Raw genomic sequence first — 26,812 nt, forward strand, 5'->3', positions numbered from 1 at the left:
AGACCGCGGGGACATCCGAACGGAGAACAGAAGTGACCACGACAACTCTCGGCATCATCGGCACCGGCATGGTCGGCGCCGGGGTCGCCCGTCGCGCCGTCGACGCCGGTCTGAACGTCGTCCTGAGCAATTCACGCGGCCCGGAAACACTGGCCGATCTCGTCGCCGGGCTCGGCGGACGGGCGCGCGCGGCCACCCCGGCGGAAGCGGCGAGCGCCGGTGACCTGGTCATCGCATCCGTCCCGCTGGCCACCCACGAGCGGCTGCCCCGGGCGGAGCTCATCGGAAAGACCGTGATCGACCCGATGAACTACGCGCCGAATCCCGACTGGAGCCTCCCGGAGCTCGACAGCGACGAGCTGACCTCCAGCGAACTGGTGCAGCGGCATCTCACCGGCGCCCGGGTGGTGAAGGCGCTGCACTCCATCGGGCCCAAGCAGTTGCTGGACCTGTACCGCCCGGCCGGAGCCCCCGACCGCACCGCGCTGCCGCTGTCCGGCGACGACCCGGACGCCAAGAAGGAGGTGGTCGACCTCCTGAACGTGCTGGGCTTCGACGCGGTGGACCTCGGCTCGCTGGCCGACAGCTGGCTCAGCGAGCCCAACACACCGCTGTACGCCTTCCCGTACGTGGGCCGGCCGCCATCCGGCCTGGCCCCGAAGGACCTGGTGGCCTGGGTCCAGCAGGCGCCCGGCGTGCCCGTATCCGCCGCCCGGGTCCGGGAGCTCGCCGCCGCCACGGTGCGCGGACCCGCGGGCTTCCGGATGTAACGGCCGGGCCCCCGCCCGCCGCAACCCGGCCACCCGGTCGGCGGCCGTGTTCCGGCGGGCGTCGAAGGCTCTGCCGCGTACCGCTACGGCTTGCGCATCGGCCCCCGCTTGCGCTCCATCATGTGGCGGCCGAGCGCCTGCCGCTGTTTCCAGTCCCGCCGCATCTCGGCGCGCAGCCGAGCGTCCGTACGGGCCGCGAGCCGCTCGTTCTCGCGCAGCAGTTTGCGGTAGCTCTCCAGCCGCCGCTCCGGGAGCGAGCCGTCGTCGATCGCGGCGAGCACCGCGCACCCCGGTTCGGCCCGGTGTGCGCAGTCGGGGAAACGGCAGCGTTCGGCGAGCTCCTCGATCTCGGCGAACGCCTGGGCGACACCGCCCTCCGCGTCCCACAGCCCCACCCCGCGCAGCCCCGGGGTGTCGATCAGCACCCCGCCCGTGGGCAGGGGGAGCAGATCGCGGGTGGTCGTGGTGTGCCGTCCCTTGCCGTCGCTGTCGCGGATCGCGTGTACGTCCTGGACGGCCCGGCCCACCAGCGCGTTCGTCAGCGTGGACTTGCCCGCGCCGGACTGGCCGAGCAGCACCGAGGTGCCGGAGGCGAGCAGGGCGCGGAGCTCGTCCAGGCCCTCCCCCGTCGCGGAGCTGACCGGCAGCACCCGCACACCGGGCGCCGCCGTCCCGGTGTCGGACACCAGATGGGCCAGGGCAGCCGGATCGGACACCAGATCGGCCTTGGTGAGGACGAGCAGCGGCTGGGCGCCGCTCTCCCAGGCCAGTGCGGTGAACCGCTCCACCCGGCCCAGGTCGAGCTCGGCGGCGAGGGACACGGCGATGACCGCGTGGTCGGCGTTGGCCGCCAGCACCTGGCCGTCCGAGCGCTTGGACGAGGTGGACCGTACGAGGGCGGTACGGCGCGGCAGCAGCGTACGGACGTAGGCCGGATCGCCCTCGGCGTCCACGGCGGCCCAGTCGCCGGTGCACACGATCCGCATCGGATCGCGCGGCGTCACCAGCTCGGTGTCGGCCCGTACCGTGCCGCTCGGCGTGACCACGTCGCACAGGCCACGGTCCACGCGGACCACCCGGCCGGGCACCAGGCCCTGTGCCGCGTACGGGGCGAACGCGTCCGCCCAGCCGTCGTCCCAGCCATAGGCGGTGAGGGCGTGCGGAGACCCGGAGCCAGAAGAGTCGGAGGACTCGATGGAAGTGTTGAACACGGAGGAAACCCTTCGAGGGGCGGCCTCCGAAGAGGTGTCAGCCGGAGGCCGCGGGGATGGAAATGAGGAACTCCTGAACGCGAGCGGCGCTCGCCACCGTGACCGTCATCAATGTCCTCACCTCCTGCTTTCCTCAACGCGTAGCAACACGGGCCGACGCGGAACGGGGAAACCGTAGCCCATCCCCGTCCGAGGCGCCATCCATTTTCTTTCGTCGAAAACGGAGGGCCGCAATCAACGCCCTTGTGACCAGCGGAACATGACCCCGAGCGGCGGTCCCCGAACATGCTTGCGCCGCTGTCGGACGCTGAGGTACCTTCGCGACAGTTGATCTTTGTTTTCGCGATGCGATAAATGGGTCAGGTCACCAGGTCACGGGGGAGTGTACCTAGTTGTCCACAGTCGCCGATTCGCCATGGCAGCACGCTGTCCATGATTCGATAGCGGTCATCGGTTTCTCTTGTCGTTTACCGAGGGCCGCGACGCCCGGTGAATTCTGGCGTCTGCTCAGCGACGGCGAGGACGCCATCACTTCCGTACCGGAAGATCGATGGACTCCGCGTCAATCCGGTGGCCGGTCAGGGGCCGGAGCCGAAGCGGGGATGGAATTCGGCGCCTTCCTGGACCGGGTCGACCACTTCGACGCCGACTTCTTCGGCATATCGCCGCGCGAGGCCGGCGCCATGGACCCCCAGCAGCGGCTGATGCTCGAACTGGGCTGGGAAACCCTGGAGGACGCGGGCCTCACACCGGCCCGGATCGCCCAAGGGCGTACGGGGGTGTTCGTCGGCGCCATCAACGACGACTACGCCACTTTGCTGCGGCGGCACGACGACTCCGCGGTCACCCACCACACCCTGACCGGTCTCCAGCGCGGCATGATCGCCAACCGGCTCTCGTATCTGCTGGGCACCCGCGGCCCCAGCATGGTGGTGGACTCGGGCCAGTCGTCCTCGCTGGTCGCGGTGCACACGGCCGCCCAGAGCCTGCGCAGCGGCGAATGCGACACCGCGCTCGCGGGCGGTGTCCACCTCAATCTCGCGTACGACGGCGCGCTCAGCGCCGCACGCTTCGGCGGGCTCTCGCCCGACGGCAGGTGCTTCGCCTTCGACGCACGGGCCAACGGCTTCGTCCGGGGCGAGGGCGGCGGTCTCGTACTGCTCAAACCCCTCGCCCGCGCGCTCGCCGACGGCGACCGGATCCATGGGGTGCTGCGCGGCGGCGCGGTCAACAACGACGGCGGCGGGGACACCCTCACCACCCCCAGCCGGACCGCCCAGGCGGAGGTGCTCCGCCAGGCGTACGCGGCGGCCGGGGTCGGCCCCGACGAGGTGCAGTACGTCGAACTGCACGGCACCGGCACGGCCGTCGGCGACCCCATCGAGGCGGCGGCGCTGGCCGAGGTGATCGGCGCCGCGCGTACGAAGGACCATCCGCTGCTGGTGGGGTCCGCCAAGACGAACGTGGGCCATCTGGAAGGGGCCGCCGGGATCACCGGCCTGATCAAGGTCCTGCTCTCCCTCGAGGCGGCGCACCTCCCGCCCAGCCTCAACTTCCGCTCCCCCAACCCCGCGATTCCGCTGGAGGAGTGGCATCTGCGGGTGCAGACCGGGCTCTCGACGTGGCCACGCCCGGATGCGCCGCTGATCGCCGGGGTGTCGTCCTTCGGCGTGGGCGGGACCAACGCCCATGTGGTCGTGGAGCAGGCGCCGGTGGCGCGCCCCGCGAAGGGCGCTGTCGATGTGCCCCAGGGCATGGGCCGGGACACGGGCCGGGACGTTGCCCAAGACATCGGCCAGGACGTCGGCCGGGACGTGGCCGAAGGCGTTGCGGTCGCGGGTGCGCGTGGCGATGAGGTGCGGGTACCGCTGCCGTGGGTGGTCTCGGGCCGGTCCGCGGCCGGGGTGCGAGCGCAGGCGGCGCGGTTGCGGGAGTTCGCGGCGGACGGTCAGAGCTCCCCGGCCGACATCGGATGGTCGCTCGCCGAGCACCGGACGGCCCTGGAGCACCGCGCCGTGGTGGTGGCCGGGGACCGCGAGGGGTTCCTGGCCGGGCTGGACGCGCTGGCCTCCGGTGAGCCCTTTGCCCATGTGATCGACGGTGTGGCCGCCGAGCCGGTCCCGGGTCCGGTGTTCGTCTTCCCGGGGCAGGGGTCGCAGTGGGTGGGCATGGCCGCCGAACTGCTCGATGCCTCACCCGTGTTCGCCGAATCCATCGACCGGTGCGCCCGGGCCCTGGCCCCGCACACCGACTGGGATCTCCTCGACGTGCTGCGGGAGACCGAGGACGGCGCCGCGCTGGAGCGCGCGGAGGTGTTGCAGCCCGCGCTCTGGGCCGTGATGGTGTCGCTGACGCGGGTGTGGCGTTCGCTCGGCGTCGTCCCGTCGGCCGTGGTGGGCCACTCCCAGGGCGAGATCGCGGCCGCCTGCGCGGCCGGAGCGCTGTCGCTGGAGGACGGTGCCCGGCTGATCGCCGTACGGAGCCGGCTCGCCGAGGCGCTGATCGGCCGGGGCGGTCTGGTGTCCATCGGCGCGTCGGCGGAACGGACGGCCGAGCTGTTCGCGGACCGGGACGACGTATGGCTCGCGGCCGTCAACGGCCCCGGCGCGACCGTGGTCGGGGGCGATCTGGAAGGGCTGGCCGAGGTCACGGCCGGGGCGGAGGCCGCAGGGCTGCGCCACCGCACGGTGGCCACCGCGTATGCCTCGCACACCCCGCATGTCGAGGCGATCCGCGAGGAGTTCCTGCGGCTCGCGGCGCCGATCGCCCCGCGCACCGGGGATGTGCCGATGTACTCCACCGTCACGACCGCGCCCATCGCGGGCGAGGCGCTCGACGCCGAGTACTGGTACCGCAACCTCCGCGAACAGGTCCGCTTCCACGACACCGTCCAGAACCTGATCGCGGACGGCAACTCCCTCTTCCTGGAGAGCAGTTCGCACCCCGTGCTCACCGCCGCCGTCCAGGAGACGGGCGGCCTCGCCGTCGGCACCCTGCGCCGGGGCGAGGGCGGCACCCGGCGGCTGCTCCTCTCCCTGGCCCAGCTGTGGGTGCACGGAGCGGCCCCCGACTGGGCGAAGGTGTTCGCCGGGACCGGCGCCCGCCGGACCGAACTGCCCGGCCGTGCCTTCCAGCGGCGGCGCCACTGGTTCGACACCATGGCCACCGGGGCGGCCGCGGACGCCGCACCGGGAGCCACGGGAGGTAGGGAAGCCCCGGGAGCCCCGGGCACTCCCGGCGCTTCTGGCCTCGATGTGGCCCATCAGGTCCGGGCCCAGGCCGCCGCCGTCCTCGGACATACGACGGCGGCCGAACTCGACACCGGACGTACCTTCAAGGACCTCGGCTTCGACTCGATCTCGCTGAGCGATCTGTGCAGCCGCGTCAACACCGCGCTGGGCACCCGCCTCTCCCCCGCCGCGCTCTTCAGCCATCCGACCCCGGCCAGGCTCGCGGAGCACCTCGCCGCCGCCGGGCCCGCGGCGTTCGACAGGCCCTCAGAACCGGCCACGGCCACCACCACCGACGAGCCGATCGCCATCATCGCGATGAGCTGCCGTCTCCCCGGTGGTGTGGGGTCCCCGGAGGACCTGTGGCGGCTGGTGGCGGACGGACGGGACGCCATCTCGCCGTTCCCGGACGACCGCGGCTGGGACCTCGAACGGCTGCACGGCACCGAGGGCGCGGGCAGCAGCTTCGCCCAGGGCGGTGGATTCATCGACGGGGCCACGGACTTCGACGCCCGCTTCTTCGGCATCTCCCCGCGCGAGGCCCTGGCGATGGACCCACAGCAGCGGCTGCTGCTGGAGACCTCCTGGGAGCTGCTGGAGCGTGCGGGCATCGACCCCGGCGCGCTGCGCGCCACCCGGACCGGTGTGTTCGTCGGCACGATGGACCAGGAGTACGGGCCACGGCTGCACGAGGCGCCGGAGGCGGTGGACGGCTATCTCCTCACCGGCAAGACCGCGAGTGTGGCCTCCGGCCGTATCGCCTATCTGCTCGGGCTCACCGGGCCCGCCATCACCCTGGACACCGCCTGCTCGTCATCGCTGGTGGCGCTGCACCTGGCGGTGCAGTCGCTGCGGCGGGGCGAGTCCTCGCTGGCCCTCGTCGGCGGCGTGACCGTCCTCAACACCCCGGGGATCTTCACCGAGTTCAGCCGCCAGGGCGGGCTGGCCCGGGACGGCCGGTGCAAGGCGTTCGCGGCCGGGGCCGATGGCACCGGAATGGCGGAGGGCGTCGGCATGCTGCTGGTGGAGCGGCTGTCCGACGCGCATCGCAACGGCCACCGGGTGCTCGGCGTGATCCGTGGCACGGCGGTCAACCAGGACGGCGCCTCCAACGGCCTCACCGCGCCCAATGGCCTCTCCCAGGAGCAGGTGGTACGGCAGGCGCTGGCGGACGCGGGGGTGGGGGCCTCCGACGTGGATGTGGTCGAGGCACACGGCACGGGCACGGCGCTCGGCGATCCGATCGAGGCGCAGGCGCTGCTCGCCACGTACGGCCGGAACCGGCCCGCCGACCGGCCCGCGCTGCTGGGGTCGGTGAAGTCCAACATCGGCCATACCCAGGCGGCGGCCGGAGTCGCGGGCGTCATCAAAACCATCATGGCGATGCGGCACGGGGTCGTGCCCGCCACGCTGCACGTGGACGAGCCGACCCCACACGTCGACTGGGCCCGCGGCGGTGTGGAACTGGTGACGGAGGGGCGTCCGTGGCCGGAGGCCGGACGGGCGCGGCGGGCCGGAGTCTCGTCGTTCGGCATCAGCGGGACCAATGCGCATGTGGTCCTGGAAGAGGCCCCACCGGCCGCCGTCCCCTCCGTTGGAGTCCGTCCCGCCACTTCGGCCATACGCGTGGAGGGGGTGCTGCCGTGGGTGGTGTCGGGCCGGTCGCCCGCCGCGCTGCGGGCGCAGGCGGCCCGGCTGCGTGCGTTCGCCGGCGTCTGCGATGCCACTCCGTCGGACATCGGATGGGCGCTGGCGACGCGGCGGGCCGCCCTGGAGCACCGTGCGGTGGTGGTGGCCGGGGACCGGGACGAGTTCCTGGCCGGGCTGGACGCCCTCGCCTCCGGTGAGCCCGCGGACCAGGTGATCGGCGGCGCGGTGCGGGGTGCGCCGGGCACCGGTCCGGTGTTCGTCTTTCCGGGGCAGGGGTCGCAGTGGGTCGGCATGGCCGCCGAACTCCTCGACTCCGCCCCGGTGTTCGCCGAATCCATCGACCGATGCGCCCAGGCGCTGGCCCCGCATATCGACTGGGATCTGCTCGATGTGCTCCGGGCGACCGGGGATGACACGGCGCTGGAACGGGTGGATGTGGTCCAGCCCGCCCTCTGGGCCGTGATGGTGTCCTTGGCGCGGGTCTGGCGTGCGTGGGGCGTTGAACCCTCGGCTGTTGTCGGCCACTCCCAGGGCGAGATCGCGGCCGCGTGTGTGGCCGGTGTGCTCTCCCTGGAGGACGGCGCACGGCTGGTGGCGCTGCGCAGCCGCGTCATCGCGCGCGAACTGGCCGGACACGGCGGCATGGTCTCCCTCGCCACCTCCGCCGACCGGACACACGAGCTGCTCACCGGCCGCGATGACATCTGGATCGCCGCCGTCAACGGGCCCGCCGCCACCGTCATCGCCGGGTCCCCCAGCGGGCTCGCCGAGATCACGGCACACGCCGAGGCCATGGGCGTCCGGGCCCGTACGATCCCTGTCGACTACGCCTCGCACACGCCGCACGTCGAACGCGTCCGGGAGCGGCTCCTCCAGCTCGCCGCGCCCATCACGCCCCGAGCCGGGGAGGTGCCGATGTACTCGACCGTCACCGCCGCACCCATCGCGGGCGAGGCGCTGGACGCCGAGTACTGGTATCGCAACCTGCGCGAACAGGTCCGCTTCCAGGACACCCTCCAGACGCTCCTGGCCGACGGCCACGCCCTCTTCCTGGAATCCAGCGCGCATCCGGTCCTGACCACCGCAGTCGAGGAGACCGGCCACGTCACCGATCAGCGCATCCTCGCCACCGGCACCCTGCGCCGTGACCACGGTGGCGTCCGTCAGCTTCTCGGCGCCCTCGCCACCCTGTGGGCCCATGGGGTGGACCCGGACTGGACGGCGGTGTTCACGCCCGGCGGCGCCACAGCCGTCGATCTGCCCACCTACGCCTTCCAGCGCGAGCGCTACTGGCTCGCGCCCGTCGGCCCCGCCTCCGCCGTACGGGTCGATCTGCCGTCCGTCGTAACGACGGAGGCGCTCGACGGCTTCGCACGCCGGGTGGCCGACACGGCCGAGGGCGCGCCGCGGCTGCGGGTGGCGCTGGACGAGGTGCGCCGCCACGCGGCCGCGGTGCTGGGGCTGTCCTCGGTGGACGAGGTGGAGACGCGCAAGGTCTTCCGGGACCTCGGCTTCGACTCGCTGACCGCCGTGGAGCTACGGAACCGGCTGGCCGTGGCGACGGGCGCGGCGCTCGCGCCGTCCGCCGTCTTCGACTATCCGACGCCGCTGGCGCTGGCCGGGCATCTGCTGGACCGGATCACGGGCGGGGACACCGCCGGAGTGGGCCCGTACGCGACCGGTGCCGTCGTTGCGGATGTGGCGGCCGCTTTGGACGAGCCGATCGCGATCGTGGCGACGAGCTGCCGTTTCCCCGCGGGCGTACGGTCGCCCGAGGAGCTGTGGCGGCTGCTGCTGTCCGAGCAGGACACGCTCTCCGCGTTCCCGGCGGACCGCGGCTGGGATCTCGACGCGCTGTACCACCCCGATCCGGAACGCTCCGGCAGCAGCTATGTCCACCAGGGCGGATTCCTCCAAGACGCCGCCGACTTCGACGCCGCCTTCTTCGGCATCTCGCCACGCGAGGCGATGGCGATGGACCCACAGCAGCGGCTGCTGCTGGAGACCTCCTGGGAGGCCCTGGAGCACGCGGGCATCGACCCGCTGTCGCTGCACGGCAGCCGCACCGGGGTGTTCATCGGCCTCGTACCGCACGGCTACGGCGGTGAGGGCCCCGACACCACGGGCGCCGAGGGCTATCTCTTCACCGGGGCCGCGGGAAGCGTGGCATCCGGCCGGGTCGCCTACAGCCTCGGGCTGACCGGCCCGGCCGTCACCGTGGACACGGCGTGTTCGTCCTCGCTGGTGGCGCTGCATCTGGCCGTACAGGCGCTGCGCAACGGCGAATGCGGGATGGCGCTCGTGGGCGGCGTCTCGGTGATGTCCACACCGGGTGTGTTCACCGAGTTCAGCCATCAGCGCGGGCTGGCCCCCGACGGCTACTGCAAGCCCTTCGCGGCGGCGGCGGACGGCACCGCGTGGGCGGAGGGCGTGGGCGTGCTGCTGGTCGAACGGCTGTCGGCGGCCCGCCGCAACGGCCACCAGGTGCTGGCCGTCATCCGCGGCTCGGCGATCAACCAGGACGGCGCCTCCAACGGCCTCACCGCACCCAATGGCCCCTCCCAACAGGCGGTCATCCGGCAGGCGTTGGCGAACGCGCGGCTCACCCCGTCCGATGTGGATGTGATCGAGGCGCACGGGACCGGTACGGCGCTGGGCGACCCCATCGAGGCACAGGCCCTGCTCGCCACCTACGGTCAGGGCCGGTCCACCGAACACCCCGCACTGCTCGGGTCGATGAAGGCCCATATCGGCCACACCGGCGCGGCGGCCGGGGTCGCGGGCGTCATCAAGATGGTGCTGGCCCTGCGCCACGGTGTCGTTCCCCGCACCCTGCATGTGGACGAGCCGACCCCGCATGTGGACTGGGCCTCGGGTGCGGTGCGGCTGGTGACGGAGAACGCGCCCTGGCCCGAGGCCGAACGGGCCCGCCGGGCAGCGGTGTCCTCATTCGGAGTCAGCGGCACGAATGTCCATGTGATCCTCGAAGCGGCACCACCGGCTGAGACCGTGTCGGAAGCCACGCCCACGGAGGGTGTGCTGCCGTGGGTGATCTCCGGGCGTACCGAGGCGGCGCTACGGGCCCAGGCTGCGCAGCTGCGTACGTACGCCGCCACGGGCGACCGGCATCTCGCCGACATCGGCTGGACGCTCGCACGGCACCGGGCCGCGCTGGAACACCGAGCGGTGGTCATCGCCACCGACCGCGACACCTTCCTGACCGGGCTGGACGCCATCGCCTCCGGCGAACCCGCCACCCACGTGATCAGCGGGACAGCCCCCGGAGAGCCGCCTTCCGGCGCGGTGTTCGTCTTTCCGGGACAGGGGTCGCAATGGGTCGGCATGGCCGCCGAACTCCTCGCCACCTCCCCCGTATTCGCCGAATCCATCGACCGATGCGCCCAAGCCCTCGCCCCGCATATCGAGTGGAATCTCCTCGATGTGCTGCGGGCGACCGGGGATGACGCGCTGGAGCGGGTGGATGTGGTCCAGCCCGCGCTCTGGGCCGTGATGGTGTCCTTGGCACGGGTCTGGCGTGCGTTCGGCATCGAGCCCGCCGCCGTCATCGGCCACTCCCAGGGCGAGATCGCGGCCGCATGCGTAGCCGGTGTGCTCTCCCTCGAAGACGGCGCACGACTCATCGCCCTGCGCAGCCGCCTCATCGCGGAGGAACTGGCCGGACACGGCGGCATGGTCTCCCTCGCCACCTCCGCCGACCAGACACACGAGCTGCTCACCGGCCGCGATGACATCTGGATCGCCACCGTCAACGGGCCCACCACCACCGTCATCGCCGGAGATCCCGCCGCACTCACCGACGTCATGGCACAAGCGGAAGCCACCGGGATCAGGGCCCGAGCGATCGCCGTCGACTACGCGTCCCACACGCCCCATGTCGAACGCATCAGGGAACAGCTCCGCCAACTCGCCGCACCCATCACCCCCCGCGCCGGGGATGTGCCGATGTACTCCACCGTCACCGCGGCCCCCATCGACGGCGAGGCCCTCGACGCCGAGTACTGGTACCGCAACCTCCGCGAACGGGTCCGCTTCCACGACACCATCCGCACGCTCGTCACCGACGGCCACACCCTCTTCCTCGAAGCCAGCCCCCACCCCGTCCTCACCACCGCCATCGAGGAAACCGGCGCTCACGCCACCGGCACCCTCCGCCGCGAGAACGGTGGCATCAGGCAACTCCTCACCTCCCTCGCCACCCTCTGGACCCACGGCCTCACCCCCGACTGGTCAGCTCTCCTCACCCCGAACACCCCCGCCCCCGCCGACCTCCCCACCTACCCCTTCCAACGCCACCGCTACTGGCTGAACACCGCGGCCCCGGGCCGCCACCGCGCCACGGCAGGCCCGGACGCGCACACCGGTTTCTGGGAGGTCGTGGAGCGCGAGGATGTGGAGGGGCTGGCGCGCACGCTGCGGCTGGAGGAGTCACAGGCGGAGCTGACGACGCTGCTTCCCGCGCTGTCGGCGTGGCATCGACGGCAGAGCGCGGCGGCCACGATGGACGCGTGGCGGTATCGCGAGGGCTGGAGGCCACTGCCGGAGACCACCGCGCCCGCGTTGTCCGGCATCTGGCTCGTGGTCCTGGCGCCCGACCAGAGGGGCGGTGCGCCGCATGAGGCGATCGCCACGGCCCTTGTCCGGCACGGGGCCACGGTGGAGACGGTGGTCGTGGCGCCCGACGATCCGCGCCACTGGGCCGACTCCCTGACGGCTCACGCCACGGCGCCCGTCACCGGCGTGCTCTCGCTGCTCGCCCGCGACGAGGCGGCCGGGCTGCACCACACCGTGCGGCTGATCCAGGGCCTGGAGGCGGCGGGTGTGTCCGCGCCGCTGTGGTGTGTCACCCAGGGCGCGGTGTCCGTCGGCGACCACGATCCGCTGACCGGCCCGGCGCAGGCGCTGGTATGGGGTCTGGGCCGGGTGGCGGCGCAGGAACTCGCCACCCGCTGGGGCGGGTTGGTGGATCTGCCGCGGGAGCTGGACGAACGGACGACGACCCGGCTGTGTGCCGTGCTGGCCGCCGATGGCCATGAGGACGAGGGCACGGTCCACGAGGACCAGGCCACGGGCCACGAGGGCCAAGTCGCGGCCCATGAGGACCAGGTCGCGGTCCGCGCCGCCGGGGTGCTCGGACGCCGTATCGTCAGGGCGCCACGCCTCGCTGAGGTGCCCGACGACGGCTGGACCCCCGGCCCCGGCACGGTCCTGATCACCGGTGGCACCGGGGCCCTCGGCAGCCAGGTGGCCCGTCGGCTCGCGGCCCGTGGCGCCGAGCATCTGCTGCTCGTCAGCCGCCGGGGCGACACCGCGCCGGGAGCGGCCGAGCTGGTGGCGGAGCTGACCGCCTCGGGGGCCAAGGCCACGGTGGCGGCTTGCGACGTCGGAGACCCCGACGCGATACGCGCGCTGCTGGGGTCGATTCCGTCCGCGTACCCGCTGACCTCGGTGTTCCACACGGCGGCCGTTCTGGACGACGCCGCCATCGGCTCGGTCGCCCCCGAGCAGGTGGACCGCGTGCTGCGGGTCAAGGCCGACGCGGCGTGGCGGCTGCATGAGCTGACCCAGGGCCTGGAGCTGTCGGCCTTCGTGCTGTTCTCCTCGCTGGCGGGCACCGTGGGCATGGTGGGCCAGGGCAACTACGCGCCCGCCAACGCCTATATGGACGCCCTGGCCCGTCACCGCCGCGCACGGGGGCTGGTGGCCACCTCCGTGGCCTGGGGTTCCTGGGCGCAGGGCGGTATGGCCGAACGGGACGCGGTGACGGAGCTGCGGCTGCGCCATGGCGTACCGCTGCTGCCGCCGGAGTCGGCGATCCTCGCGCTGGAGGCGGCGCTGGCCGACGACGAGACCGCCCTGGTGATCGCCGATATCGACTGGGACCGCTTCGCCCACGCCTACACCGCAGCCCGCCCCAGCCCGCTGCTCGATGAGATCCCCGAGGCCCGGCGGGCGCTCGGCACGGTCGACGGTGCGGGGGCCGGGGCCCCGGGCGGCGGTATGAGCGGTACGGGCGGTACAGGCGGTGCGGGCGGTGCGGTGGCGAATCTGCGCGCCCGGCTCGTCGACGCGAAGCCCGAGGAGCGCGAACGGCGGCTCCTCGATGCCGTACGCGGCCAGGTGGCCGCCGTCCTCGGCCATGACTCGGCCGACGACGTGGGCACCAGGCGGCAGTTCCTGGAGCTGGGCCTGGACTCGGTCACCGCCGTGGAGCTGCGCAACCGGCTGGGAAACATCACGGGGCTCCGGCTGCCCGCCACCCTGATCTTCGACTTCCCGACCGTGACCGAACTCGTCGGCTATCTGAGCACACAGCTCTTCACCGGCATCGGCGACGGACCGGACGGCAGTGGCCCGCACGGCAGTGGCCCGCACGGCAACGCCCCAGCGGCCACGGGCGATGGCAAGGCCGAACTCGACCGCCTGGAAGGGCTGTTGGGCATGCTGCCGAGCGATGCCCCCGCCCGTTCCGAGATCGCCGACCGGCTACGCCGACTGCTCCGGTCCGCCGTGGACAGCACGGACGCCATGGACACCGCCGACGAGCCGGCGACGTCCGAGGATCTCGAAGCCGCCACCAACGACGAGCTCTTCGACTACATCGAGAAGGAATTCGGGATCTCCTGACCCCGCTCCGCCCGGCCCGCTCACCAGCCGCGCCGTTCCGGCGTACCCACCTCGCACCGCCGACTCTTCGCATGGAGCCCCTACATGGACGATGTGCACAAGCTCCGCCACTATCTGACCCGGGTCACCGCGGAGCTCAAGGAGACACGGACGCGGCTGCGGGTCGCGGAGGCGGCGGCCGCCGAGCCGGTGGCGATCGTCGGGATGAGCTGCCGCTACCCCGGCGGAGTGGCCTCGCCCGAGGCGCTGTGGGAGCTTGTCGCCGCAGGTGGGGACGCGATTTCCGGGTTCCCGGCCGACCGTGGCTGGGATCTGGCGGGGCTGGTCGATCCGGACGGCGAACGGCCGGGCACCTCGTACACCGGCGAGGGTGGATTCCTGTATGACGCGGGCGAGTTCGACGCCGACTTCTTCGGCATCTCACCACGTGAGGCGCTGGCGATGGACCCCCAGCAGCGGTTGCTGCTGGAGACCTCCTGGGAGCTGTTCGAGCGCTCGGGCATCGATCCGGCGTCGCTGCGCTCCAGCCGGACCGGGGTGTTCATCGGCGCCAGCTTCCATGACTACGGCAGCAGGCTGCCCGCGGTCCCGGAGGAGGTCGCGGGCCATGCCATGACCGGTGTCGCGGGAAGCGTGGTCTCGGGCCGTATCGCCTACACCTTCGGGCTGACCGGCCCGGCCCTCACCGTGGACACCGCGTGTTCGTCCTCGCTGGTGGCGCTGCATCTGGGGGTGCGGGCGCTGCGCAACGGCGAATGCGGGATGGCGGTCGTCGGCGGTGTCGCCGTGATGTCCACACCCGATCTGTTCACCGAGTTCAGCAGGCAGCGGGGGCTGGCCGGGGACGGCCGGTGCAAGGCGTTCGCCGCCGCCGCGGACGGCATGGGCGCGGCGGAGGGCGTGGGGCTGCTGCTGGTGGAACGGCTCTCCGACGCCCGCCGCAACGGCCATCAGGTGCTCGGCGTGATCCGTGGCACGGCGGTCAACCAGGACGGCGCCTCCAACGGCCTCACCGCGCCCAACGGCCCCGCCCAGCGACGGGTGATCCGGGAGGCGCTGGCCGACGCGGGCGTGGCCTCGTCCGAGGTCGACGCGATCGAGGCACACGGGACCGGTACGGCGCTGGGCGACCCCATCGAGGCACAGGCCCTGCTCGCCACGTACGGCCAGAACCGGCCCGCCGACCGCCCCGCGCTGCTGGGCTCGGTGAAGTCCAACATCGGCCATACGCAGGCCGCGGCGGGCGTGGCCGGTGTGATCAAGATGGTCATGGCGATGCGCCATGACATGGTGCCGCGCACCCTGCATGTGGACGAGCCGACCCCGCATGTGGACTGGGCCTCGGGTGCGGTGCGGCTGGTGACGGAGAACGCACAGTGGCCGGAAGCCGAACGGGCCCGCCGCGCGGCGGTGTCCTCATTCGGAGTCAGCGGCACGAACGCCCATGTGATCCTCGAAGCGGCACCACCGACTGAGACCGTGTCGGAGGAATCCGCACCCACGGAGGGTGTGCTGCCGTGGGTGATCTCCGCGCGCTCCGAAGCCGCGCTACGGGCCCAGGCAGCGCAATTGCGTACGTACGCCGCCACGGGCGACCAGCCTCTCGCCGACATCGGCTGGACGCTCGCACGGCACCGGGCCGCACTCGAACACCGAGCGGTGGTCATCGCCACCGACCGCGACACCTTCCTGACCGGGCTGGACGCCATCGCATCCGGCGAACCCGCCACCCACGTGATCAGCGGAACAGCCCCTGAAGAGCCGCCTTCCGGCGCGGTGTTCGTCTTTCCAGGGCAGGGGTCGCAGTGGGTCGGCATGGCCGCCGAACTCCTCGCCACCTCCCCCGTATTCGCCGAATCCATCGGCCAATGCGCCCAAACCCTCGCCCCGCATATCGACTGGGACCTCCTGGACGTTCTGCGCGAGACCTCGGACGAGACCGCACTGGAAAGGGTGGATGTCGTCCAGCCCGCCCTCTGGGCCGTGATGGTGTCCCTCGCCCAGGTGTGGCGTTCGCTCGGCATCGAGCCCGCCGCCGTCATCGGCCACTCACAGGGCGAGATCGCGGCCGCGTGCGTAGCCGGTGTGCTCTCCCTCGAAGACGGCGCACAGCTCGTCGCCCTGCGCAGCCGCCTCATCGCGGAGGAACTGGCCGGACACGGCGGCATGGTCTCCCTCGCCACCTCAGCCGAGCGGACACACGAGCTGCTCACCGGCCACGACGAGGTGTGGATCGCCGCCGTCAACGGCCCCACCACCACCGTCATCGCCGGAACCCCCACCGGGCTCGCCGAGGTGACCGCCGCGGCCGAGACCGCCGGACTGCGCCCCCGCACCATCCCGGTCGACTACGCATCGCACACGCCCCACGTAGAACGGATCCGGGAACAGCTCCGCCAACTCGCCGCACCCATCACCCCCCGCGCCGGCGACATCCCCCTGTACTCCACCGTCACCGCGGCCCCCATCGACGGCGAGGCCCTCGACGCCGAGTACTGGTACCGCAACCTCCGCGAACACGTCCGCTTCCACCACACCCTCCAGGCCCTCCAGGCCGACGGCCACGCCCTCTTCCTGGAAACCAGCCCTCACCCCGTCCTCACCACCGCCATCGAGGAAACCGGCGCCCACGCCACCGGCACCCTCCGCCGCGACCACGGCGGCAACCGGCAACTGCTCACCTCCCTCGCCACCCTCTGGACCCACGGCCTCACCCCCGACTGGTCGGCCCTCCTCACCCCGAACACCCCCGCCCCCGCCGACCTCCCCACCTACCCCTTCCAACGCCGCCACTACTGGCTTTCGGCTGCCGACCGGGTCGGGGATCTCGCGGGGGCGGGGCTGTCCGTGGTGGGTCATCCGCTGGTGGCGGCCGGGGTGAGCATGGCCGAGGGCGGCGGGTTCGTGTGCACCGGCCGGATCTCCACGCGTACGCACCCCTGGCTGGCCGACCACACGGTCCTGGACCGGGTGCTGGTGCCGGGCGCGGCCCTGCTGGAGCTCGTACTGGGGGCCGGGCAGCACATGGGCGCCGAACGGCTCGACGAGCTCGTCCTGCACACCCCGCTGACCGTGCCGTCCGATGACACCGCCCTCGACATCCAGGTGGGCATCGACGCGGCGGACGAGCGGGGCACGTATGCCGTCCGGCTGCACTCCCGGCCGCACCGGCCGGAGCGGGACGACGACCCGGCGGACTGGGTGTGTCATGCCACGGGAACGCTGACGGCGTCCGCGGCGCCGGGCGATGAGCTCATGGACGCCGCGCCGGAGGCCCAGTGGCCGCCCACCGGCGCGGTGCCGGTGGACATCGACGCGTTCTACGAGCGGCTGGCGGACCACGGCTATGGCTACGGCCCGGTGTTCCGGGGCGTGCGCGCGGTGTGGCGCCGGGGCGAGGAGATGTTCGCCGAGGTGCGGCTGCCGGAGTCGGCCGCCGGTGACGCGGGGCGGTTCGGTGTGCATCCGGCGCTGGTGGACGCGGCGCTTCAGACGCGGCTGGTGGCGCTGCTGGACGGCGATTCGGAGCGGATGATGCCGCTGTCGTTCTCCGGGGCACGGCTGCATGCCACGGGCGCGACCGTCGCCCGGGTCCGAACGTCGCCGACGTCGCCAACTGGCCCAGCGGGGCCGGGTGGAATCTCGCTGCGGATGACGGACCTCGCCGGTCTGCCGATCCTCACCGTCGATGAGGTGGTCTCACGTCCCCTGGCGGCCGGCGCGCTGACGGCGGCCGCCGGGGCCGTCCCGGACGGCCTCTTCGAGGTCGTGTGGACACCGCTGAACCTCCGCCCTTCCGAGGCCACCGAGGACACGGCGGTGCTCGGCGCCGCCCTGCCCGGTGTGGATGCCCCTGTCCATCCGGACGTGGCCGCGCTCCTCGCCGCCGTGCGCTCGGGCGCACCGCTCCCACCGCTGGTCGTACTGCCCGCTCCCCCGGCGCCGGACGGCGTCACCGATGTGCCCGCCGCGAGCCGGGAGCGGCTGGCGGCCGTGCTGGGGACGGTGCGGGAGTGGCTGAACCATCCCGAACTCGACGCCGTCCGGCTGGCGTTGGTGACGCACGGCGCGGTGGCGGCGTTTCCCGGTGAGCGGGCGGATCTGGTGTCGGCCGGGGTGCGGGGGCTGTGGCGTTCGGTGTGTTCGGAGCACCCGGGCCGGTTCGCGCAGGTGGATCTGGACGGTGCGCCCGAGTCCGCCGCGACGCTGCCCGCCGCTCTCGCCACCGGTGAGCCCGAACTCGTGGTGCGCGCCGGAGCGGTGTCCGTGCCACGGCTGGGCCGGGTCGCGCCGTCGGACGCCGGGGTGCTGGCCGTCCCCGAGGGGACCCGGGCCTGGAGTCTGGACCTGGACACCGGGGGCACCGTGGAGGGGCTGCGGCTGGTGCCCGCCCCGGCTGTCGAGGGGCCCCTGGCCCCGGGCCAGGTGCGGATCGCGGTACGTGCCACGGGCGTCAACTTCCGTGATGTGCTCGCCTCGTTGGGCGTGGTGCCCGGCGGTGAGGGGCTCTTCGCGGCCGAGGGCGCCGGTGTGGTGCTGGAGGTCGGCCCCGGTGTCGACGGCCTCGCGGTGGGCGACCGGGTGATGGGGCTGGTGTCGGGCGCGTATGCCGGCCCCGTGGCGGTGGCCGATGCCCGGATGGTCGTACGGATGCCCGGCGGCTGGACGTATTCGCAGGCGGCGTCGGTGCCCGCCGCGTTTCTGACCGCGTACTACGCCCTGGTGGAGCTGGCCCGGGTGCGCGCGAGCGAGTCGCTGCTGGTGCACGCCGCCGCGGGTGGTGTGGGGATGGCGGCGGTGCGGCTGGCGCGCCATCTCGGGGTCGAGGTGTACGCGACGGCCAGCGAGCCGAAGTGGCCCGTGGTGCACGGCATGGGGATTCCGGCCGGGCGGGTGGCGTCGTCACGCACCCTGGAGTTCGCCGACCGCTTCCTGACGGCGACCGATGGCCGGGGCGTCGATGTGGTTCTGAACTGTCTGGCCGGGGAGTTCGTGGACGCATCGCTGGCGCTACTGCCGCGCGGCGGCCGGTTCATCGAGATGGGCAAGACGGATGTGCGGGACGCCGATGAGGTGGCGGCGGGGTGGCCGGGCGTGGACTATCGGGCGTTCGACCTCGGCGAGGCCGGGGCGGAGCGGCTGGGTGCGATGCTGGCCCATCTCGCCGAGCTGTTCGAGGCGGGTGTGCTGTCGCCGCTGCCGGTGACGGCGTGGGACACCCGTCGGGCGCGGGAGGCGTTCCGCCACATCGGCCAGGCGCGCCACACCGGAAAGGTGGTGCTCACCCCTCCCCGGGAGACGATCGACGGCACCGTGCTGATCACCGGTGGTACGGGGGTCATCGGCTCGGCGGTGGCGCGGCGTCTGGTCATCGGCCATGGCGTCACCGATCTCGTCCTCGCCGGCCGCCGGGGTCCGGACGCTCCCGGTGCGCCCGAACTCATCGCCGAGCTGGCCGAGTTGGGCGCCACGGCCCGGGTGGTGGCATGTGATGTGTCCGACCGTGCGGCGCTGGCCACGCTGCTGGACGGCCTGCCGCGGCTGCGCGGTGTGGTGCACGCGGCCGGGGCGCTGGACGACGGGGTGGTCTCCGCGCTGACCCCCGAGCGGCTGAACACCGTGCTGCGCCCCAAGGCGGACGCGGCCTGGTATCTGCATGAGCTGACCTGGGACCGGGATCTGGCGCTGTTCGTTCTCTTCTCGTCCGCCGCCGGGGTGCTGGGCTCCGCCGGCCAGGGCAACTACGCGGCCGCCAACGCGTTTCTGGACGCCCTCGCCCGACACCGCCGTGACCAGGGCCTGCCCGCACACGCGCTCGCCTGGGGGCTGTGGGGCGAACGCGGCGGGATGACCGGTGGCCTGGGCGCCATCGACCTCGACCGGATGCGCCGTCTCGGTGTGCGGCCGCTCACGGCCGAGCAGGGCCTCGCGCTCTTCGACGCGGCCATACGGGCGCCCCGCGCGCTCAGCGTCCCGGTACGGCTGGATATGGCAGCCCTGCGCCGCCACGGCGAGCCCGCGCCACTGCTGCGCGGGCTGGTCCGTACGACGGTCCGGCGCGCCGCCGCCAACACCGCCACGGGCGGGGGCGGTCTGCGGGATCGGCTGGCCACGCTGCCCCCGGCGGACCGCGAGCGCACGCTGAGCGACCTCGTACGGACCCAGGCCGCCGTGGTGCTGGGGCACGCGGACGGCGACCCGGTGGCCGGGGACCGCTCCTTCCGGGACCTGGGCTTCGACTCGCTGACGGCCGTGGAGCTGCGCAACCGGCTCGGCACGGCCACCGGGCTGCGGCTTCCGGTGACCACCGTCTTCGACCATCCGACCGTGGCCGCGCTGGTGGCCGAGTTGCTGCGACTGCTCGTACCGGACGGAGAGGCCACCGCGGCCCGACCCGCCGTCCCGGACCGCGTGGCCACTGCCGCCCATGACGACGACCCGATCGCGATCGTCGGGATGAGCTGCCGTTTCCCCGGCGGGGTGCGCTCGCCCGAGGAGCTGTGGCGGCTGCTCGCCGAGGGGCGGGACGCCATCGGGCCCTTCCCCGACGACCGCGGCTGGCACGCCGAGCTGGGCCGCCCCGGCGGCTCCGACGGCTCCGGCGGCTCCGGCGGCTCCGGCGGCTCCGGCGGCTCCGGCGGCTCCGGGGACTACACACCGGCCGGTGGTTTTCTGTACGACGCGGCCGACTTCGACGCCGAGTTCTTCGGTATCTCGCCCCGAGAGGCGCTGGCCACGGACCCGCAGCAGCGGCTGCTGCTGGAGACCACATGGGAGGCGTTCGAACACGCGGGCATCGACCCGACCGCGCTGCGTACCACCCCGACCGGGATCTTCGCCGGGCTGATCTACCACGACTACGCCACCCGCTTCCCCGAGCAGCTGGCCGACGGCTTCGAGGGCTATCTCGGCAACGGCAGCGCGGGCAGCGTGGCCACCGGCCGGGTCGCCTACGCCCTCGGGCTCGAAGGCCCGGCCATCACCGTGGACACCGCGTGCTCCTCGTCCCTGGTGGCGCTGCACCTGGCCGCGCGGGCGGTCCGGCAGGGCGAATGCAGCCTCGCGGTGGCCGGTGGCGTGACGGTCATGTCGACCCCGCGGCCGATCGTCGAGTTCAGCAGGGTCGGCGGGCTCGCCCCCGACGGCCGCTCCAAGGCGTTCGCCGCCGAGGCCGACGGGATGGGCTTCGCCGAGGGCGTCGGCATGCTGGTGGTCGAGCGGCTGTCCGACGCCCGCCGCCACGGCCACCGGGTGCTGGCACTGCTCCGGGGCTCCGCGCTCAACCAGGACGGCGCGTCCAACGGCCTCACCGCGCCCAGCGGCCCCGCCCAACAGCGCGTCATCCGGCAGGCGTTGAGCAACGCGGGCCTCACGGCGGCCGATGTGGACGTGGTCGAGGCACACGGCACCGGGACACCGCTGGGCGACCCGATCGAGGCGCAGGCCCTGCTCGCCACGTACGGCCGGGACCGGCCCGCCGACCGGCCGGTGGTGCTGGGCTCGGTGAAGTCCAACATCGGCCACACCCAGGCCGCCGCCGGGGTCGCGGGCGTCATCAAGATGGTGCTGGCCCTGCGCCACGGCGTCGTGCCCCGCACCCTGCACACCGAACACCCCACCGAGCAGGTGGACTGGACGGCCGGGGCGCTACGGCTGGCCGCCGAGAGCGAGCCCTGGCCCACGGCCGGTGGGCCGCGCCGCGGTGCGGTGTCGTCGTTCGGCATCAGCGGCACCAACGCCCATGTGATCCTGGAGGAGGCACCGGACAACGGCACTCCCGACGAACCGACGCCGGTGGCGGTGACGGTGCCGTGGACGCTCTCGGCGAAGACCGCCGACAGCCTGCGCGACCAGGCTCGACGGCTGCTGGAGCGGCTGGCCGCCGACCCGGACCTGGCGCCCGTCGATGTGGCCCGCTCGCTGCTGTCCCGGGCCGTCTTCGGCCATCGCGCCGTGGTGATCGGCCGCACCCGGGAGGACTTCCTGGACCGGCTGGCGGCACTCGGCCGTGGCGAACCTGCCACCGGTGTGGTGCGGGGCGTGTCCGCCGACCGGTCGGGGCCGGTGTTCGTCTTCCCAGGACAGGGCTCGCAGTGGGCCGGGATGGCGGCCGAACTCCTCGACGCCTCACCGGTGTTCGCCGAGTCCTTCGCCGCCTGCGCCGAAGCGCTGGCCCCGTATGTCGAGTGGTCGCCGCTCGATGTGGTGCGCGGACGTCCGGGCGCGCCGTCGCTGGACCGGGTCGATGTGGTGCAGCCGGTGCTCTGGGCGGTCATGGTGTCCCTGGCCCGGGTGTGGCGGTCCCATGGTGTCGAACCCGCCGCCGTGGTGGGGCATTCGCAGGGCGAACTGGCGGCGGCGTGTGTCGCGGGGGTGCTCTCGCTGGAGGACGCCGCCCGTCTCGTCGCCCTGCGCAGCCGCCTCATCGGCGGCGAACTGGCCGGGCGGGGCGGCATGGTCTCGCTGCCCCGGCCGGTGGACGAGGCGGAGAGCCTGGTGGCGCCCTGGGGCGAGCGGCTCTGCGTGGCCACCGTGAACGGGTCCGCCTCGACCGTGGTCGCCGGGGACGCGGCGGCGCTGGACGAGCTGATGGCGGCGTGTGAACGGGACGGCGTACGGGCGCGCCGGGTCCCGGTGGACTACGCCTCGCACACTCCGCAGGTCGAACGGATCCGTGCACGGCTGCTCGAACTGGCCGCGCCCATCGCGCCCCGCCCCGGCGGGCTGCCGATGTACTCGACGGTGACCGGCGCCCTCCTCGACGGCGCGAGCACGGACGCCGAGTACTGGTACCGGAACCTCCGTGAGACCGTGCGGTTCGAGCAGGCGACACGTGCCCTGGCCGACGCCGGGCACACGGTGTTCATCGAGGTGAGCCCGCACCCCGTGCTGATCCCGGGGATCGAGCAGACGGTCGAGCGGACACCGCGGAACACCTCGGCGGCCCGCGACGCCGTCGCGGTGGGCACGCTGCGCCGGGACGAGGGCGGCCGGGAGCGGCTGCTCACCGCGCTGGCCGAACTGTTCGTGGCCGGGGGCGCGGTGGAGTGGTCGACCGCGTTGGAGGGCGGGCGGCCGGTGGATCTGCCGACGTACGCCTTCCGCGCGCGGCGGTACTGGCTGGACGCGCCCGAGCACACCGGGGACGCGGGCGGCGCCGGGCTCACGGCGGTGGACCATCCGCTGCTCGCGGGGGCGGTGGCCCCGGCCGGTGGCGACACGGTGCTGTTCACGGCGCGGCTTTCGCAGACCACTCACCGCTGGCTCGCCGACCATGCGGTGCTGGGCGGTGTGGTGCTGCCCGGCAGTGTGTTCCTCGACTGGGCGCTGTACGCGGGCCGTGCCGTCGGCTGCCCGTATCTGCCCGAACTCACCCTCCAGGAGCCGCTGTTCCTGTCCGCCACCGACGCGGCGCAGCTCCAGATCCAGGTGGGCGGGCCCGATGCGGAGGGCCGCCGGGAGCTCACCGCGCACTCCCGCCCCGAGCCGGCGGCCGGGGACACGGCGACGGGCTGGACCTGCCACGTGCGGGCGCTCGTGGCACCGGATCCGGTGGGCTCGGACGGCGGCCCGGCGGGTGTCCCGGTGAATGGCGAGCACGGCTCCGGCGCGGCCGCGTTCGCGGAGCTGGCGGCCGCCTGGCCGCCGCCCGGTGCCCGCGCCGTCGACCTGACGGGCCACTACGACCGGCTGGCGGCCGACGGCTTCGACTACGGCCCGGCCTTCCGGGGGCTGCGGTCGGCGTGGCGACGCGACGGGCACGTCTTCGCGGAAGTGGCCCTGGACGAGCGGCCCGAAGGGACCGGTAGCGGCCCGGTGGACGGTTTCGCGCTGCATCCCGCGCTGCTCGACGCCGCCCTGCACGCGGTCGGCCTCGGCGGGTTCTTCGACCCGGCGGAGTCGGCGGGCGGGCGGATCCGGATGCCGTTCTCCTGGAGTGGTCTCCGGCTGCACTCCACCCCGGGAGTCACCCCGGGAGCCACTCCATCCGCCACCTCGCCCGCCACCGTGCGGGTGCGGCTGTCCGCCGTCGGCCCGGATGCCATCGACGTCCATCTCGCGGGCGTTGACGGCCAACCGCTTGCGCATATCGAAGAGTTGACGCTGCGGCCGGTGTCCGTAGACCGGCTTCAGACGGCCGCGGAGGAGCGTGTGGCCCGCCCCGTACGACGCGGGCGGCCGCGCCCCCGGCCGCAGGACACCGCCGCCGCCCAACGCGTCCTGGACGCCGCGCCCATGGAGCGGGAGCGGCTGCTGGCGGACCTCGTCCGGGAGCAGCTGCGCGCGGTGCTCCACCATGAGGCGGGCGCGGACCTCGGCCCGGACACCGAGTTCCTGGCGCTCGGCATGGACTCGGTGCGCGGGATCGATCTGCGCGACCGGCTCGCCACGCTGCTCGGGCTGCGGCTGTCGGCCACGGCGACGTTCGAGCACTCGACGGTGGACCGGCTCGCCGGGCATCTGGCCACCCTGCTGGACAGCCGGGCCGCCACCCGGCCGAGCGCCCCCGCGGCGGAGGACACCGCGCCCTTGGAGCGAGCCGCGCCGGAGCGGTCCACCCCGGAGACCGCCCCGGGGCCCTCCCCGGATACGGCCCCGGACACCGCGCCCGACGCCTCCGCACCCCCGTCCGCGGTCGAGCTGGAGCTGGCGAAGGCCACCGCGGCCCCGGCGTCGGACCCGTACGACAGCCTCACCACCCTCTACCACCAGGCGTACGCCAGCGGTCGGGCCCAGTCGGTGGGCATGGCGCTCATCCAGGCCGCGGGCCGGCTCCGGCCGTCCTTCACCGCCGAGGACGCCGCTGGGCACGTCCTCCAGCCGGTGAAGATGGCCGGTGGCGACGGCACCCGGGCGACGCTGGTGTGTCTGCCCGCCATCACCGCCACCGCCGGGCCGATCCAGTACGGGATGATGGCGCAGATGTTCGAGGGCAGGCGGGATGTCCTCTCGCTGGTCAACCCCGGTTATCTCGAAGGCGAGTTGGTGGCCGACAGCTTCGACGCCCTGATCGAGCTGCACCTCCACCAGCTGCGCGCGGCCATCGGCACCGAGCGCTATGTCCTGGTCGGCCACTCCATGGGCGGGCTGCTCGCCTACGCCCTGGCGGAGCGCGCCGAGCGGGCGGGGCTGCCGCCCGGCGCGGTCGTGCTGCTCGACACCTTCGAGGCCGCCCACCAGTTCTCCGAGAAGACCCATATCGCGCTGAACGAGGGCCTGGACTCCCGGGAGCAGCTGTTGGGCGACTTCGCGCTGACCGGCGCGAAGCTCTCGGCGAGCGGGCGCTACAACGCCCTGCTGATGGAGGAGTGCGTGCTACGGCCCGTCGAGAGCCCGACGTTCTTCCTGAGCGCGGCAGAACCCATGCCCCACCAGGACGAGGGGTTCGAGGGCGACGCGTGGCGCGCGTCCTGGCCCTTCCCGCACACCGCGAAGGCCACCCCGGGAGACCACTTCACGATCATGGAGCACCACCTCCCCCGGACCAGCGAGGCCATCGAGGGCTGGCTCGCCGAACGCGGTCTGTGACCGACCACGTCCGCGGCGGGCTGTTCCCCGCCCCGCCCCTTCCCACAACTGGGGCTCCGCCCCAGACCCCGGGGGTCCAGGGGCGAAGCCCCTGCCACGCGGCGGAACCGCATATAGGTGCCGCGGGGAGGGGCGGGGAGGGAACAGCCCGCCGGACACCCCGTAAACCCGACGACGAAGGGACCTACGCCGTGACCCTGCCCGCCTTCGAAAGACTCGTCCCGCCCGGTACGGACATCGTCGCCGACCCGTACCAGCTTTACGCCCTGCTGCGGGAGCAGGGCCCCGTGCACCGGGTGCCCAGCCACGGCGCGGACGACGTCTGGCTGATCGTCGGCCATGAGGAGGCGCGCGCCGCGCTGACCGACCCCCGGCTGAGCAATGACATCCGCCACTCCTCGTCCTGGAAGGACGACGGGGGCAATGCCATCGGCCTGAACATGCTCCAGACCGATCCGCCGGACCACACCCGGCTGCGGAAGCTGGTGGCGCGCGAGTTCACCGCCCGCCGCATCGAGGCGCTGCGGCCGCGCATCCGGCAGATCGCGGATGAGCTGCTGGACGCCATGCTGCCGCTCGGCCGGGCCGATCTCGTGGAGTCGTTCGCGATGCCGCTGCCAATGGCGGTGATCTGCGAACTGCTCGGCGTTCCGGCGACCGACCGGGCCGACTTCCGCGGCTGGTCCAGCGAGATCGTCTTCCCCAGCGGCCCGGAGGCCGCGGGCGCCGCCGTGGCCGCCATGACCGGCTATCTGGCCCGGCTCATCGAGGCCAAGCGGGAGGCGGAGGGCGACGATCTGCTGTCCGCCCTGGTGCGCACCATGGACGAGGACGGCGACCGGCTCTCGTCCGAGGAGATGCTCGGCATGGCCTTCCTGCTGCTGGTCGCCGGGCATGAGACAACCGTCAACCTGCTCTCCAACGGCACCTGTGCGCTGCTGCGCGCCCCCGAGCAGCTGGCCGCGCTCCGGGCCGACCAGACGCTGCTGGACGGCGCCGTCGAGGAGATGCTGCGTTACGACGGCCCGTCGCAGTCCACGGCGCACCGCTTCACCACCGAACCCATGGAGATCGCAGGCACCAAGATCCCCGCCGGTGAGCCCGTGCTGGTGCTGCTCGGCTCGGCCAACCGCGACCCGAAGCGCTTCACCGACCCCGACCGCTTCGATATCCACCGGGACGCCCGGGGCCACCTGGGCTTCAGCCACGGTGTCCATCACTGTCTGGGCGCGCCGCTGGCCCGGCTGGAGGCCACCATCGCGCTGCGGGCCCTGCTCGAGCGGTGCCCGGACCTGGCCCTGGACACCGATCCGGACACCCTGGTCTGGCGCCCCAGCATGATGCGCGGCCTGCTGCGGCTGCCGGTGCGGTTCGCCCCGGCGGGGTAGGGCGCGTCAGCGCACCCGGTGGTCGTCGTCCGCCGCGGTGTCGTCCCTGACGGCGGGATCGTCCGGGGCCGCGGTGTCGTCGGCGGCGGTGGCCCCGGTGGCGGTGTCGTCGATGGCGGTGCTGTCCGTGGTGCCGCTCGCGCCGTCCGCCGCGGACCGTACCTCCGGACGCCTCGGCCCCTGCCGGGGCGTCCGGGGCTCCCCGGCACCCTTCCCCGAGGGCCGCGCCTGCCCCGGGGGCTGGGCATTCCCGGAGTTCCCCGCGGGCTGACCAGCGGAGTTCCCTGCCGACGTCCCCGGGGGCCTCCCCTGGCCCCCGTCCGCCGACCGCTCCCCCTGCTTCGCGGAATCCCCCTGCTCCCCCGGCTTCCCGGGCTTCCCCTGCTTCC

Annotated in this window: 3 protein-coding genes and 2 pseudogenes; 4 read left to right on the forward strand and 1 reads right to left on the reverse strand. The window is 73.4% G+C overall.

All coding sequences use genetic code 11. The annotated features are described in order from the left end of the window. Positions 1-23 precede the first annotated feature (23 nt). Positions 24-770, forward strand: a pseudogene (locus tag AB0E24_RS11365) (NADPH-dependent F420 reductase); the annotation flags it as partial. Between the two features lie 83 nt (positions 771-853). On the opposite strand, the gene rsgA reads toward AB0E24_RS11365, so the two are convergent. Continuing rightward, complete coding sequence (gene rsgA / locus AB0E24_RS11370; RefSeq protein ID WP_359376232.1) at positions 854-1,981, reverse strand: ribosome small subunit-dependent GTPase A; 1,128 nt, start codon at positions 1,979-1,981, stop codon at positions 854-856. Between the two features lie 392 nt (positions 1,982-2,373). On the opposite strand from rsgA, the gene AB0E24_RS11375 reads away from it, so the two are divergent. The 3 genes and pseudogenes from AB0E24_RS11375 to AB0E24_RS11385 all read left to right on the forward strand — a co-directional run bounded on the left by AB0E24_RS11375 (position 2,374) and on the right by AB0E24_RS11385 (position 26,423). After that, on the forward strand, positions 2,374-13,506 hold the full coding sequence (locus AB0E24_RS11375; RefSeq protein ID WP_359376234.1) for a type I polyketide synthase: 11,133 nt from the start codon (positions 2,374-2,376) through the stop codon (positions 13,504-13,506). A gap of 93 nt (positions 13,507-13,599) precedes the next feature. Then, positions 13,600-25,002, forward strand: a pseudogene (locus AB0E24_RS11380) (SDR family NAD(P)-dependent oxidoreductase); the annotation flags it as partial. A 230-nt stretch (positions 25,003-25,232) separates the two neighbouring features. Beyond that, positions 25,233-26,423 (forward strand): cytochrome P450 family protein, encoded by a 1,191-nt coding sequence (locus AB0E24_RS11385; RefSeq protein ID WP_435865266.1) that lies wholly within the window; start codon positions 25,233-25,235, stop codon positions 26,421-26,423. The last annotated feature ends 389 nt before the right edge of the window (positions 26,424-26,812 follow it).

It is taken from the genome of Streptomyces malaysiensis subsp. malaysiensis, from assembly GCF_040653035.1.
In the GTDB taxonomy this organism is placed as follows: domain Bacteria; phylum Actinomycetota; class Actinomycetes; order Streptomycetales; family Streptomycetaceae; genus Streptomyces; species Streptomyces malaysiensis.